General features: G+C 45.7%; 14 protein-coding genes and 1 tRNA gene. 11 read left to right on the plus strand and 4 right to left on the minus strand.

The genetic code is table 11. The annotated features are described in order from the left end of the window. Positions 1–55: 55 nt before the first annotated feature. The 6 genes from cusR to SK36_RS15235 all read left to right on the plus strand — a co-directional run bounded on the left by cusR (position 56) and on the right by SK36_RS15235 (position 4,639). Positions 56–739: a copper response regulator transcription factor CusR gene (cusR, locus tag SK36_RS15210; RefSeq protein WP_045440867.1), complete on the plus strand. Its 684-nt coding sequence runs from the start codon at positions 56–58 to the stop codon at positions 737–739. Beyond that, a complete protein-coding gene (locus SK36_RS15215) occupies positions 729–2,180 on the plus strand; it encodes a Cu(+)/Ag(+) sensor histidine kinase (protein ID WP_045440865.1) in 1,452 nt (483 codons plus the stop codon). The genes cusR and SK36_RS15215 overlap by 11 nt, the downstream gene beginning before the upstream one ends. Before the next feature lie 126 nt (positions 2,181–2,306). Then, the gene (locus tag SK36_RS15220) at positions 2,307–2,633 is read left to right on the plus strand and encodes a hypothetical protein (protein WP_048221906.1); all 327 of its coding nucleotides are present in this window, start codon (positions 2,307–2,309) and stop codon (positions 2,631–2,633) included. A gap of 379 nt (positions 2,634–3,012) precedes the next feature. Then, positions 3,013–3,504, plus strand: a complete 492-nt coding sequence (locus SK36_RS15225; protein ID WP_045440861.1) for a hypothetical protein — start codon at positions 3,013–3,015, stop codon at positions 3,502–3,504. A gap of 14 nt (positions 3,505–3,518) precedes the next feature. Further along, positions 3,519–3,752 carry a membrane lipoprotein lipid attachment site-containing protein gene (locus tag SK36_RS15230; RefSeq protein WP_045440851.1) on the plus strand — a complete coding sequence of 78 codons (234 nt, stop codon included), beginning with the start codon at positions 3,519–3,521 and terminating at the stop codon, positions 3,750–3,752. A gap of 86 nt (positions 3,753–3,838) precedes the next feature. Next, positions 3,839–4,639, plus strand: a complete 801-nt coding sequence (locus tag SK36_RS15235; protein WP_045440849.1) for an MBL fold metallo-hydrolase — start codon at positions 3,839–3,841, stop codon at positions 4,637–4,639. Between the two features lie 109 nt (positions 4,640–4,748). On the opposite strand, the gene SK36_RS15240 is transcribed toward SK36_RS15235, so the two are convergent. Further along, on the minus strand, positions 4,749–7,193 hold the full coding sequence (locus tag SK36_RS15240; RefSeq protein WP_045440847.1) for a trimethylamine-N-oxide reductase 2: 2,445 nt from the start codon (positions 7,191–7,193) through the stop codon (positions 4,749–4,751). 21 nt (positions 7,194–7,214) lie between these two features. Continuing rightward, positions 7,215–8,309 carry a NapC/NirT family cytochrome c gene (locus tag SK36_RS15245; protein WP_048221907.1) on the minus strand — a complete coding sequence of 365 codons (1,095 nt, stop codon included), beginning with the start codon at positions 8,307–8,309 and terminating at the stop codon, positions 7,215–7,217. Between the two features lie 447 nt (positions 8,310–8,756). Between SK36_RS15245 and uspF the strand changes: the two genes are divergently transcribed. After that, positions 8,757–9,185: a universal stress protein UspF gene (uspF, locus tag SK36_RS15250; RefSeq protein ID WP_045440843.1), complete on the plus strand. Its 429-nt coding sequence runs from the start codon at positions 8,757–8,759 to the stop codon at positions 9,183–9,185. 148 nt (positions 9,186–9,333) lie between these two features. Here uspF and SK36_RS15255 read toward each other — a convergent pair. Further along, positions 9,334–9,410, minus strand: a tRNA-Arg gene (locus SK36_RS15255). A 39-nt stretch (positions 9,411–9,449) separates the two neighbouring features. Further along, a complete protein-coding gene (locus SK36_RS15260; RefSeq protein WP_045440841.1) occupies positions 9,450–9,629 on the minus strand; it encodes a hypothetical protein in 180 nt (59 codons plus the stop codon). A gap of 37 nt (positions 9,630–9,666) precedes the next feature. Between SK36_RS15260 and fimW the strand changes: the two genes are divergently transcribed. From fimW to fimZ, 4 genes are all read left to right on the plus strand, one after another. Further along, positions 9,667–10,260, plus strand: a complete 594-nt coding sequence (gene fimW / locus SK36_RS15265) for a fimbria biosynthesis transcriptional regulator FimW (protein ID WP_048221908.1) — start codon at positions 9,667–9,669, stop codon at positions 10,258–10,260. A gap of 166 nt (positions 10,261–10,426) precedes the next feature. Further along, the gene (locus SK36_RS24735; RefSeq protein WP_197086129.1) at positions 10,427–11,044 is read left to right on the plus strand and encodes an EAL domain-containing protein; all 618 of its coding nucleotides are present in this window, start codon (positions 10,427–10,429) and stop codon (positions 11,042–11,044) included. Positions 11,045–11,120: 76 nt separating this feature from the next. Continuing rightward, positions 11,121–11,882, plus strand: a complete 762-nt coding sequence (gene fimY / locus SK36_RS15275; protein WP_269429437.1) for a fimbria biosynthesis regulator FimY — start codon at positions 11,121–11,123, stop codon at positions 11,880–11,882. 592 nt (positions 11,883–12,474) lie between these two features. Next, positions 12,475–13,107: a fimbria biosynthesis transcriptional regulator FimZ gene (gene fimZ / locus SK36_RS15280; RefSeq protein ID WP_045440834.1), complete on the plus strand. Its 633-nt coding sequence runs from the start codon at positions 12,475–12,477 to the stop codon at positions 13,105–13,107. The last annotated feature ends 90 nt before the right edge of the window (positions 13,108–13,197 follow it).

Here is a 13,197-nt window from a genome sequence, read left to right on the forward strand (position 1 = left end):
ATCCGGCTCCTCTAGAATTGAAAACCCGCACAGCCAGTGCGTGAAGGAGAATGTGATGAAGATTTTGATAGTCGAAGATGAGAAAAAAACTGGCGAATACCTGACCAAGGGCCTGACAGAATCAGGTTTTGTTGTGGATTTAGCAGATAACGGTCTGAACGGATATCACCTGGCTATGACCGGCGATTACGACTTGCTCATTCTTGACATCATGCTGCCTGACGTAAACGGCTGGGATATTGTACGTATGCTGCGCACCGCCAACAAAGGTATGCCAATCCTTCTTCTCACTGCGCTGGGTACGATTGAACACCGGGTCAAAGGCCTGGAATTGGGTGCCGATGACTATCTGGTTAAACCGTTCGCCTTTGCCGAGCTTCTGGCGCGGGTCAGAACGCTGTTGCGACGAGGGGCTGCGGTGATTGTTGAAAGTCAGTTTCAGGTCGCGGACTTAATGGTTGATCTGGTCAGCAGAAAAGTGACCCGCAGCGGGACGCGCATTACCCTCACCAGCAAAGAGTTTACGCTGCTCGAATTTTTCCTTCGCCATCAGGGTGAAGTCTTGCCCCGGTCACTTATCGCTTCTCAGGTCTGGGATATGAATTTTGACAGCGACACCAATGCGATTGATGTCGCCGTTAAACGGCTGCGCGCCAAAATTGATAATGATTTTGAACCGAAGCTGATTCAGACCGTGCGCGGCGTGGGGTATATGCTTGAGGTACCGGATGGTCATTAAACGATTGCAACGCCCTTTTTCGCTGGCAACGCGTCTGACCTTTTTTATTAGTCTGGCCACTATCGCCTCGTTTTTCGCCTTTGCCTGGATAATGATCCACTCAGTGAAAGTTCATTTCGCCGAGCAGGATATCAATGACTTAAAAGAAATAAGCACCACGCTGGAACGCATTCTTAATCATCCCGACGAGCCGGAATTTCGACGACTGGAAACATTAAAAAACGTGGTTGCTGGATATTCAAACGTCATTATTTCACTTGAAGATGCCAATCAAAAAGCGATTTTCCATTCGCCAGGTGCGCCGGATCTCCGCCAGTTTATCGCCAGCGCTAAGCCGGATAAAAATGCCCATAGTAATAACGTCTTTTTATTATCCGGCCCAATGCTGCATTCACAGGAACATGCCCACGGGCAAAAAATGTCCTCCAACTGGCGAATGATTCGTTTGCCAATTGGCCAACTACCTGACGGAAAAGCAGCCTATACGCTGTATATGGCATTATCGATAGATTTTCATCTGCACTACATTAATGACTTGAAAAACAAACTGATTATGACGGCATCGTTGATCAGCATGATGATTATTTTTATCGTGCTGTTCGCTGTTTATAAAGGCCACGCACCAATCCGTAACGTCAGCCGCCGAATCCAGAATATTACCTCTAAGGATCTCGACGTCCGCCTGGATCCACAGGCTGTACCTATTGAACTGGAGCAACTGGTAGCTTCGTTTAACCATATGATTGAACGAATCGAGGATGTGTTTAAACGTCAGTCCAATTTCTCAGCAGATATTGCCCATGAGATCCGCACCCCAATAACCAATCTGGTCACGCAGACGGAAATTGCGCTCAGCCAGCCCCGCAGCCAAAAAGAGCTGGAAGATGTGCTCTATTCGAACCTTGAAGAATTTGGTCGAATGTCGAAGATGGTGAGCGACATGCTGTTCCTGGCGCAAGCGGACAATAATCAATTGATCCCGGAAAAGACTGCACTAAATCTGGCGGATGAAGTCAGCAAAGTATTCGACTTTTTTGAAGCGTGGGCGGAAGAGCGTGAAGTCAGTTTGCGTTTTGAAGGCCGCGCGTGTTGGGTATCCGGCGATCCTTTAATGTTACGCCGAGCCATGAGTAACCTTATTTCTAACGCCATGCGTTACACCCCAAAAGGCGAGTCTGTGACTGTGCGGGTGAAAGAGGCTGATGGGCAGGTACAGATTATCGTCGAGAATCCCGGCCCCCCCATTGCCGCAGAACACCTCCCCCGGCTCTTCGACCGCTTCTATCGGGTGGACCCATCGCGACAGCGTAAGGGCGAAGGTAGCGGTATTGGACTGGCTATTGTGAAATCAATTGTCACTGCTCATCAGGGCAAGGTCTCTGTGACATCTGACCCACGCGCCACCCGCTTTATTTTGACGCTACCAAAACATGCGATTTAATCATCTGCAATGGCGCTGAGGCACCATTGCAGATTTATTCTCTGACACAACCGTCATAATCCTGTCACGTCGTTGAGCGTACCTGTTTATTATAATTCCCTCCGTCAAACCAAACCGGAGAATATGATGAATAAAATATCGTCTTTTTTAGCTATTGCATTTTTTATCTCAGCTGGCGTTAATGCGGCAGAATCTTCAGGAACCCATCAGCAAGCGGCGACGGCTCATCAAATGATGAATAACAGCGATGCTCCAGCCCATCAAAAAATGGCTCAGGCACATGAGATACAGGCGTATAACAGCAAATCCAGGCAAACTATTGCTCCATCCTTCTCACAAATGAATGAACATGAACAAGCGATGGTCGTTCACCAGTCGATGAATAACAGCCATTCATATTCACATGAACTGCAGGCAGAAAAACACCGTGAACGTATCCCGACACAGGGATAATTGATACCAGTCTTTTGAAAAAAACCATAATAACAATAGGTTACAATCAAAAAACCGCCCCTTCACAGGCTTGTCTATCAACAGGCCTGTATTTTCGTTTATCCTCACCGAATTATTAATGTCAATATTAATATTCTATTAAACTCCTCATTAAAAAGTAAAATAACACCTGAGACATAAACAACTTGTATAAAATACGTAAACATCCAGCTCATGATGTTGCTTTTATCAATAACAACAACCTTTCGATGAATATAAATTAGGAATCCCCCTGGTATGTTTTATTAATATTTAGTGGGAGACTGCTTCCGTCATAAACATGACGTAAAGAAAGTTAGTATTCCTATAAATAAATTCAATGATGATAGTGAGTAACAGAATGAAAAAACGTCTGCTGGCCGTCTTTGTCCTGGGTCTGACAACCGCCACCACTGCATGCGCAATTACTCCTGCAATGCAGAAAAAATATGAACGCTCGGGCTGTACGCAGATGAGCGAACTCAACGGCTGCGATGTTAATAAATCCTATGAGTGGAATCGTGATCATGGATTTATCGACAACACAGAAAACCATCAGAATCGACATCACCGACATGGCGAAGATCAGCCGCGCAATCATGATCAGGCCGGAATTTATGGCAAGTTCTCCGGGAATTACGTTGCAAATTTTGAGAATGGTCAGCGCAGTGTAGATATTCACATCGAAGACTCCACCGTCTACGTAAATGGTAACGAAGTGCGTGATATCAATACTTATAAAGATACGATGACCTTCCGCGTTGGGTATTCAACATACACCATTAAAGCGAATGGTCGTGGTAGCTGGATTGATCCTGATGCCGGTAACGCTGGCAAAATTGTGCGTGAATAACGGATTACACCATAATGAAAAAGCTGATATCCGCAATGGTCATCATGGCCAGCCTGTCAGGCTGTGCTGAACATCCGTACCTTTCTGCTGCCGCCGCTGGAGTCGGTGCTGCAGCTGTTGCTACGGCAATAGCTAATCACAAAAATCACGAAAAAGAGCATGACCGCCAGGAGCGTGAGCAGAGAGAAAACCAACATGCATGGCGGCATAATCACCATCATAACGATGATGACAACCGCTACTATTAACGCTGATTAACAGCAAAGAGCGCTGAGATCACAGCGCTCTTAAATTCCGCGCGTTACAGTATGGCGCTTTAACGCTGGAGTCAGCCATGGCTTTAACCATCACAGTGTTGCTGGAAAACAGGCGCGCTGCCGGTGCAGAAACATCATTGCAGGCAAAACCAGGGCTCAGTCTGTTAGTCCAGGATGAAACGACCACAATTCTGTTTGATACCGGGCCGGACGATAGCTTTAAGCTTAATGCCGCGCTGATGGGCGTAGACCTGTCTCAATTAACGGCTACGGTACTCTCACACGGTCATTATGATCACTGCGGCGGTGTGTCCTGGCTGGCGGACAACACTCGCGTCATCTGCCATCCCCAAATAGCCTGTGAGCGTTACTCTGCAATATCCCTTTTTGGATATACCTCAAAAATCAAGAAATTATCACGCGATAATGATTACTCTCGCCTCAGTATGGAGTACACCCAGGAACCGCTATCCATCAGCGAACGTTTTCTGTGGTCTGGAGAGATAAGCGTTCCCACACCGCGAGCCTATGGTGTTATTCGTGAGCGCACCATGCGACAGGACTACATCGCTGACGAAGGTGTATTGATTTATAAATCTGATCGCGGCTTAGTTATTATTACCGGCTGTGGGCATCGTGGGATAGAGAACATCGTACGCCATTGCCAAAATATAACCGGAATCACGAAGATCCACGCCCTGATTGGCGGCTTTCATCTACGTTGTGCTTCGCCGTTTAAACTATGGCAAGTCCGGCAATTTCTGAATCAACAGAAACCAGAAAGACTCCTTGGCTGTCATTGTACCGGATCGTGGGGGCGCTTGTGGCTACCTGAAATAAGCGCACCTGCAACTGGGGATGTGATTGTTCTGGAGTAGATATTCATGACTGCAGGTACAGATGCAGCAGCAAGAATGCGGCCAGAAAGATTAGGGCTTTAAAACGGGAACCTTGCGGTTCCCGTTTGACTTAGCAGCACAGGCGAACCTAGATGGTTACGATTTCAGGTTCATCAAATACGGTCAGTTTTGGTGCTTCGCCAGTATATTTTTCCGCGTATACCAGGCTTGTGTTCCCCGCACAGCCATTCGCCAGTCTTGAGGTTGGAATGTCCGCAGTCAGTACGTTAGCACCGCCATTTTTACAAATACCATTCTCAATATCAGGCCAGGCACCTTCGTGGATACAGATGATCCCTGGTTTGATCCCGTCGCTGACGTGCGCCCCAACCAACACCTGTCCGCGATCATTCCAGACACGCACCAGATCTCCCTCGGCGATACCTCTCGCTTTTGCATCATCCGGATGAATAGTCACCGGCTCACGATTTGCAATAGCGTATTCTTTACGCAGCGAAGCGTAGTTCAGCTGGCTGTGCAGGCGATGTGCCGGATGCGCCGTTAGCAGCTGTAGCTGATCCTTATCCGCAGACCCTTTCCACTCATCCGGTTCAATCCACGAAGCATGTGGCGGACAGTCTTTATATTTGTAGCCTTCAATCGTTTTCGAGTAGATTTCAATCTTACCGCTTGGCGTTCCGAGTGGATTCATAACCGGATCATTGCGGAAATCAGCATAACGCACATATTTGTTGTTCTTTTCGTTCTCACGCATTTCGATCAATTTATTCTGCTGCCAGAACGCATTGAACTGAGGCATGGCAACGCGCTGGGCACGGGCGGCTTTTTGAGCAACATCATAGAATTGCTTCAACCACGCCATTTCATCTTTGCCTTCGGTATAGACCGCTTTTCCGCCAGGCTTAAGCATTTCAGCGAGATCGGCAAACACATCAAAGTCATTACGTGCTTCAAACTGCGGTTCAATAACCTGCTTCATCGGCACCAGATGCTGGTTGCTGTAATCGCCGGTCATGGTCAGGTCGTTGCGCTCAAACGATGTAGTGATGGGCAGAACAATATCGGCATGTTTAGCCGCAGCAGTCCAGTAACACTCGGAGATAACAACCAGTTCTGGCTTCTGCCAGGCTTTGATTAAACGATTTGTATCCTGGTGATGGGTAAAGTTAGCGCCACCAGCCCACCAGATCATTTTGATCTCCGGGAAGGTCTGCTCTTTACCATTATGCTGATATTTTCCACCCGGATTCTCCAGCGCTTCGACAATTCGCGCCACGGGAAGATTTGTCACGGCATCGGAAACCGCCCAGTCATTTCCAGCTGACGAACCGCCTTCCACTTTGGCCGAGATAGCCGGTAATACCCCACCAGTACGTGTCGGGTTCCCGCCATTGGAGTAATGATAGGAGAAGCCGAAGCCACCGCCTTCTGTACCAATTTGCCCCAGCATCGCCGCCAGTGTCACCAGCATCCAGTGTTTTTGCTCACCATATTGCTGACGCTGAATCCCCCAGCCAGCCATAAGCATGGTTTTGTTACTGGAGAAAATTTCCGCCAGCTTCTCCAGTTGTTCTGCAGGTACACCACAGACGCCTGATGCCCACTCAGCAGTTTTCTCAATATTGTCGCTCTTGCCGAGCAGGTATTCCTCAAATTGCGGATATCCGGTGGTGTATTTTTCCAGGAACGCTTTGTCATGGAGATTTTTCTTCACCAACGTATGTGCAATACCCAACATCATGGCGACGTCTGTCCCCATATGCGGTGCAATCCAGGTGGCATTATCACCAAAGAATTCAATTGTTTCTGAACGCATTGGATCGATAGCGATAACGCTTTTTCCTGATTTTTTCAGCAGATTGAAATACTCGAGTCCTTGTTCATCCGTACTGCTCCAGGCAATTTTTAACGTATTGAGCGGGTTCATTCCCCACAACACCACGACCTGGCTGTGCTCGAGTACCATTGGCCAGGTAGTCTGTTGTTCATATACCTCAACTGAGCCTACAACGTAAGGCATGATGACCTGGGCCGCTCCGGTTGAATAATCCCCGGTATGTCCGGCGTATCCCCCAGCCATACTCATGTAACGTTGCAGTAAGGTTTGCGCTTTGTGCAGCACACCACTGGAGCGCCAGCCATAAGAACCAGCAAACACTGAAGCCGGGCCATAGCTGCTACGGATCCGGCTATGTTGTTCATGAATGAGTTTCAGCGCCTGCTCCCAACTGACACGCACGAAAGGATCGCTCCCTCGTTTGCCATCCGCTTTACCTGGGTTTTCCAGATAGCTTTTGCGCACCATCGGATATTTCACGCGGATATTGGTATGTACCTGGTCGGGCGCGGTTTGCTGCAATGAGTTAGGCACCGTTTTAGGCAATGCGCCTTTTGAAGAAACGACTTTGCCGTCTTTAACTTCCACATACACCGCTCCCCAACGTGCAGCTGTCAGGATTGCCCCACCATTTTGGCCTTCAGCCCAGGCTGGCATCGGGATCACCGAAGAAATCGCCATAGTCCCGGTTGCCGCGCCAGCCGTCTTGATAAAGTCACGTCTTGTGAGTTTCATGATTTCTCCTGGTGTTATCGCTTATTTATTTATGTCTTTTGCGTTGTACTGGAAGTAACGGCTCAGGATATCCAGTTCGTTTTCACTGATGTTGGTACGAGCGCCCATCCCTTTTGCCACTGAAGGCCAGGCATTGAGCGTAAAATGGTTCGCAGGAATAGGCGCATGGCAACCTGCGCAGTACACATTGTCGAGTTTGCGAGCGTAGTCCCACATTGGCTCACGACTGGCGAGAGCAGAACCGCTCCACTCTCCCTGTAACGCCACGTCCCGCCATGTATTACCGTAATCATCGGTTTTCCATTCGGAGAGAATGTTGAGTGACTGCTGTCCCTTTTCACTTAGGCTGGCCAGAATTAAACGCTGACCTGCTGCGTAGTAAATCACCTGTTCAGTTCCCTGCATCTGGCTTCCACGGATCTCAACCAGCCGCGAGTTTTCTGTCGATTTCAACACCTGCATTTTTGTAGCGGGATAGACAGTTCCCAAATCACCGAGTGCGGTATTAGTTACGACATAAAGCTCTTTTGCCGTAGCAGGAGTGGAGGCCGACTGTGCTTCAAGTCCTTTGAGAGCGCTGTCATCCATTTTGATTTCAGGTGGGAAGTGGGCAACGCCCTTGTGGCAATCAATACAGGTTTGCTTTTCCTGAATGCCCATTTTATGCATTTTTTGGGCATCAGCGCTTTGCGCTTCAAGATCCATCGCGTCCATACTGTGACAGCTACGGCAGGTAGCAGAATCATTGGCTTTCAGCTGTGCCCAGACGGTTTGTGCCATCTCCAGTCGATGTTCTTCGAATTTTTCCGGAGTATCGATTTTTTTGGTAACAAACTGATGATAAACATCTTTTGTTGCTCGCAGCTTAGCGACGAGGAAATCCAGTCCACCTTCCGGAATATGACAATCCGCACATTCTGCCCGAATTCCTCTTTTGTTCTGAAAATGAACCGATCCTGTATATTCCTCATATGGTGCCTGCATCGTATGGCAAGACAGGCAAAATTCAGTGCTCGAAGTTTTATGCAATGTCCATTGCCCAGCTAAAACAATAACCGCACCAAGAACAATGCACAGCAGCATCGTCCAGAGGATGGTTTTATTTATTTTTCTCATTTTAAATTCCCACAAGACACCTACTCTTTAATGGGTAGACAATAATTATACTAAGTCTATTACTTATTGATATTTATCAAGCGCAGAAGGAAATGAGAATCAGCATTCAGGCAAATTTGAAGACCGTCGCATATTTGATAAGAACAAAATAAAAATATATGGTTTAGTTAAAAATCAATGACTTAACATGGATTATAAGTTTAATAATCTATTATTTAATAAAATGTCAGAGTAAAAGGCGGGAAAAGCAGCACTGAGATGAATATAAGCTCTGGACATCATTCGTTATATAAAAAAATATACAATGAAATGATGTAAAAAAGAAAGAAGTTCGTCGCATTATTTTTCATAGAGATTTATTCACAAAACCTTGATCTGGTCACTTCTTATACAGAACATAAATTCGCTACACTCAATACAGAGGTAAACAAACAGGAGGTGGTGAATATGTATCGCTCAATTCTGGTGCCGATTGATATCTCTGAAGCCGATTTAACTCGCCATGTTATTCCTCAGGTAAAGGCGCATGCCAAGACCGCCAAAGTCCATTTCTTAGCTGTTATACCTACTGTACCGTTCTACGCATCGCTGGGGCTGGCCTACTCCAACGAATTTCCAGACAGAAGCGGCCTCCAGGCCAAGGCGACCGAAAAGCTGGAAGAAATAATTAAACAATTCAATATCCCCACCGGCAGGACTCAGTCCCATGTGGTTTATGGTCCGCCAAAAGATCAGATTCTCAAACTGGCGGAAGCAGTGGATGCCGAACTCATCGTCATCGCTTCACATAAGCCAGGTTTTAGTACCTATCTGCTGGGCTCAACGGCGTCAGCCGTGGTTCGCCATGCGAAATGTCCCGTACTTGTTGTGCGGTAATTCTGGCGGAGTAGTAATCAAAAACGGGAGCCAGCAAGCTCCCGTTTTACATTCTTAATACATCCAAATATTCCCAGAAAAAGTAAATCGCAATCCGGCTGGTTTAATGCTGTGGATGCAACAGGAGTAAGGAGTGATTTTGTCGAAATGGTACGCCCTGTAGGATTCGAACCTACGACCTACGGCTTAGAAGGCCGTTGCTCTATCCAACTGAGCTAAGGGCGCATTGTGAAGTGATGACTTCATGCGGATGAAACGCGTGAATTATACGGTCAGTGCCTGCTGAGTCAATGCCTTTTGTTCTGGTTGCTGACGAAGTGTACGAATGTTGATTTTTTCCGGACATACACAGGTATCCAGGAAATCACCTGGTAAGAACTCAGGCACCGTAAAGCCTCGTTTAAGGTTAAATGTATTTAGAAAATTAATGATTTTGCTTAACATTCTCCTATCCCCTCCCCTGCGGTTTAGGACCTCTTTAATGTTAATTATCGCCATCAAAGAAGAAAATAGTCACTTCGAACATGGACTGAAAATCATTATTACCCGCCTGGCAGCTCAGTGGCATCAGGAGATTTGCTTCTTACCAGTCGAAGATATCGATCGCGCGGATATCGCATTTATATCGCTGGACGAAGATTGGGCAAGCGCAGGATGTTACCAGGTTCCTGTCCACACCCGACGCCAGCATCGTGTCGTCATTTGTAATGAACACGATAAAGATAAACTGATGTTTAGGCCCTGCCTGTACATGCTGCCACTGATTTACCGGGAAGATGATGTCGAAGAGATAACCAGAAAAATGGTGCTCATTTTACAAAAACGCGCGCTCCGACACAGCGTACCAGCCACTGTCTGTCACTACTGTACCACCCGCAATTTTTCCATTGCAGAACGCCAGTTCTTAATGTTCCTGGCCAGCGGTTACACACTGGCTGAAACAGCGCACCTGCTCTCAATCAGCGACGTCCAGGCCAAAGCGACTCGTCGAAGTATTATGAAAAAGCTACATGTCAAAAACGATCAGCAATTCTTGAGATACATCAGGGCTAATCTGAGTTTTCTGCAAAACTAGAGAGTTTCTCATTGATTGTTTTTTTATTGCGAAATGTCTCATCAGTAATTAAGTATCGGCGCCTACTGTACCGATTTCTATGCTGCCACAATGCCCTATGTATATTATTTCCGGGGAAACAAAAGGACACACTCGGTAATATTTACTCAGCTCCCGGGGGGATATCGTGACACCGAGCCTGTTATTATGGAATGATAAATCTGAGCGTACTGTAGTTTCCTCAAAAAACAGCGATGCAACCCCTCTGCAATTCGCGCTCAAATGTGAGCCAATTGTAGATTTGTCTACCGCATGCCGCTACGGTTTTGAAGTTCTCACGCATCTTCCCGCCCACATAAACAGCGAAGAATATTTCACTCAGCTGTCCTTGCAGCGCAGACAGAACCTGTTCTTCCAACAAGTTACCAATGTCCGACACTTTCGACAGGATCAACATTACTCGTTGAATTTACCCATGAAGGCCTTGGCGGATTGGCCATTTTTTCATGCCCAAATTACGTCTTATCCTCCAGGACTCATCATTGAAATACAGGATCCGGAAACTTTTCTCTCTCTCAGCGCATGCCAACGCACAACTGTGTTAGACGCAATTCAACGCGTTGAGACCTGCGGTATCCCCATCTGGTTGGATGACGTTAATGAAGACCTGATGGCAGCATTCATCGCAGCTAAATGGCACCTGTCAGGTATTAAACTGGATAAAAATACCTTTTGGGCAATGAGTAAAATTCCTGGCAAACTCCTCAACTCATTCAGATGGGGAAAAAAATTGCGGATCTGGTGATCATTGAAGGTATTGAAACCGAGAAGCATAAGAAAATTGCCCTTCAAGCTGGCGCAAATCTGGGTCAGGGATATTTATGGCCAGCAATCTATCCAGACAAAGCATAATAAAAACGGAAAGGAAACAGGAAAGGATGCGCAGGGAACGACATCGCCGTTTACGAAAGACTGACTGTACCCATCAATATCATCACTGTACGCCACAGGTTTTTGACAGGATTGAATATCTTGCACAAAAACTCAATTACACATTACCGGGCGATACTATATCTCAGGCGATTATCACAGCCGATTACTATCTCGCCTATACGCTGAATCGTTATTTATTTTCTGGTACACGCACAGCTGTCTTTCAGACTATTGACTCAGCCCAAAACTGCCTGCAGGACCCAGGCTTTCGTCAGTTGGTCGTTGATATGGACGGCATTGTAAGTTCTTATTTCGATACCCTCGAATGCCTACGCCAACTCGCCAGACAGCGAAATGACATACAAATTTTTTTATTACTTGCCAGTGAAAACCAGAGCTTGAGGAATTTTATTGCAATGGCTGGGCCGTTTTATATCCTGTCACGTCGCCAGCATCTCCCAGACCTGCGTCACGCTTTATTATCTCCAACTTTTATTCGAGCAGAACGCATAAGTCAGGCTGACTGGGAGATGGTTTCATTACTATTACAAGGTACCTCCTTAAAGGAAATTGCTCATTTGCAGAAGCAACCGTATCACCGCATTATCTATCGACTGAATCAACTGATTACGCATCTGGGATTGCCTCATCGCCAACGTTTTTTGCATCTGATACATCGGTTGGATGTTACCTCCCCTCATTTTATTTAACATCTTAACTTGCTGTGATATAAGATTTTTTAAGAAATTACTTATTACAAACTAAGAAACAATGCGTTAATTTCACAATTTCTTAATATTTACAACTATTCCTGGTATTATGTTTACCGTGCATAATCAGCTAAGCCTTACGGATTCTGTGCTTAACTCGTCATAAATGAGCTTCATATTCTTCTTAACAAACCCTAAACAATTAGTGGGTTGTGTTGTTTTTAGTATTTAAAAAAATTTTTCAATCTGCCATAATTCAAATAGCAGGAAAATAATACCAATAGCCATTAACATACCCGAATCTTTCAGAATATCCTAACAGGCATTAATAAGTTATGTGTCGTAAGTCTTTTCCGAAAGAGCAGAGCAGGTATAATCACTACTGTCTTCTGATTATTTGCAAATTTTTCCTGGTGTGAAATGGATATTCCACAAACTCATTGTTCTGATAAAGAGCAACCGAATAAACAAGGATGAAACAATATTTATTCGGTTCTCCTCCACGAACAATTGATGGCTATTTGACAATACTAATAACGCCTGATGTTTTATCAAAATCGCAAGATACACGAACAGTTTGAGGCATACTAAAATGAAACCAGCATCCGTTATAATTATGGACGAACACCCTATTGTCAGAATGTCTATAGAAGTACTGCTCGAAAAAAATAGTAATATCGAGGTTGTCTTGAAAACAGATGACAGCCGCGTGGCAATAGACCACTTGCGTACGTATCCTGTTGATCTGGTAATTCTGGATATAGAACTACCAGGTTCTGATGGGTTCACGTTACTCAAAAGAATAAAATCTCTGCAGGAGCAAACCCGGGTCCTTTTTCTGTCCTCAAAGTCTGAATCTTTTTATGCAGGACGCGCTATCCGCGCCGGAGCAAATGGTTTTGTCAGTAAAAGAAAGGATCTGAATGATATCTATAATGCGGTAAAAATGATTTTATCAGGATATTCATTTTTCCCCTCTGACACCCTTAACTTTATTAATAACATTAATATACGAAAAGGAGTTCTGAATGACATGCCACTTTCCAATCGTGAGGTGACGGTTTTGCGGTACCTCGCAAACGGCTTATCCAATAAAGAGATTGCTGAACAACTTTTACTCAGCAATAAAACCATTAGTGCTCACAAAGCCAATATCTACTCCAAGCTTGGCTTGCATACCATTGTTGAGCTTATCGATTATGCGAAAATGCACGAACTAATGTAATAACACTCCCGGCGAGATGTCGTTCGGGAGTGTATTATCAGTATGTGCCGTAAATAATTCGAGTTGCAGGCAGGCGGAAGGTAACAGGTT

This window comes from Citrobacter sp. MGH106 (assembly GCF_001037495.1).
Taxonomy (GTDB): domain Bacteria; phylum Pseudomonadota; class Gammaproteobacteria; order Enterobacterales; family Enterobacteriaceae; genus Citrobacter; species Citrobacter murliniae.

Bases quoted from the DNA above. Each gene is read 5' to 3' on its own strand.
- cusR (WP_045440867.1), top strand. From the start codon at position 56: ATGAAGATTTTGATAGTCGAAGATGAGAAAAAAACTGGCGAATACCTG.
- SK36_RS15215 (WP_045440865.1), top strand. From the start codon at position 729: ATGGTCATTAAACGATTGCAACGCCCTTTTTCGCTGGCAACGCGTCTG.
- SK36_RS15220 (WP_048221906.1), top strand. From the start codon at position 2,307: ATGAATAAAATATCGTCTTTTTTAGCTATTGCATTTTTTATCTCAGCT.
- SK36_RS15225 (WP_045440861.1), top strand. From the start codon at position 3,013: ATGAAAAAACGTCTGCTGGCCGTCTTTGTCCTGGGTCTGACAACCGCC.
- SK36_RS15230 (WP_045440851.1), top strand. From the start codon at position 3,519: ATGAAAAAGCTGATATCCGCAATGGTCATCATGGCCAGCCTGTCAGGC.
- SK36_RS15235 (WP_045440849.1), top strand. From the start codon at position 3,839: ATGGCTTTAACCATCACAGTGTTGCTGGAAAACAGGCGCGCTGCCGGT.
- SK36_RS15240 (WP_045440847.1), bottom strand. From the start codon at position 7,193: ATGAAACTCACAAGACGTGACTTTATCAAGACGGCTGGCGCGGCAACC.
- SK36_RS15245 (WP_048221907.1), bottom strand. From the start codon at position 8,309: ATGAGAAAAATAAATAAAACCATCCTCTGGACGATGCTGCTGTGCATT.
- uspF (WP_045440843.1), top strand. From the start codon at position 8,757: ATGTATCGCTCAATTCTGGTGCCGATTGATATCTCTGAAGCCGATTTA.
- SK36_RS15260 (WP_045440841.1), bottom strand. From the start codon at position 9,629: ATGTTAAGCAAAATCATTAATTTTCTAAATACATTTAACCTTAAACGA.
- fimW (WP_048221908.1), top strand. From the start codon at position 9,667: ATGTTAATTATCGCCATCAAAGAAGAAAATAGTCACTTCGAACATGGA.
- fimY (WP_269429437.1), top strand. From the start codon at position 11,121: ATGGCCAGCAATCTATCCAGACAAAGCATAATAAAAACGGAAAGGAAA.
- fimZ (WP_045440834.1), top strand. From the start codon at position 12,475: ATGAAACCAGCATCCGTTATAATTATGGACGAACACCCTATTGTCAGA.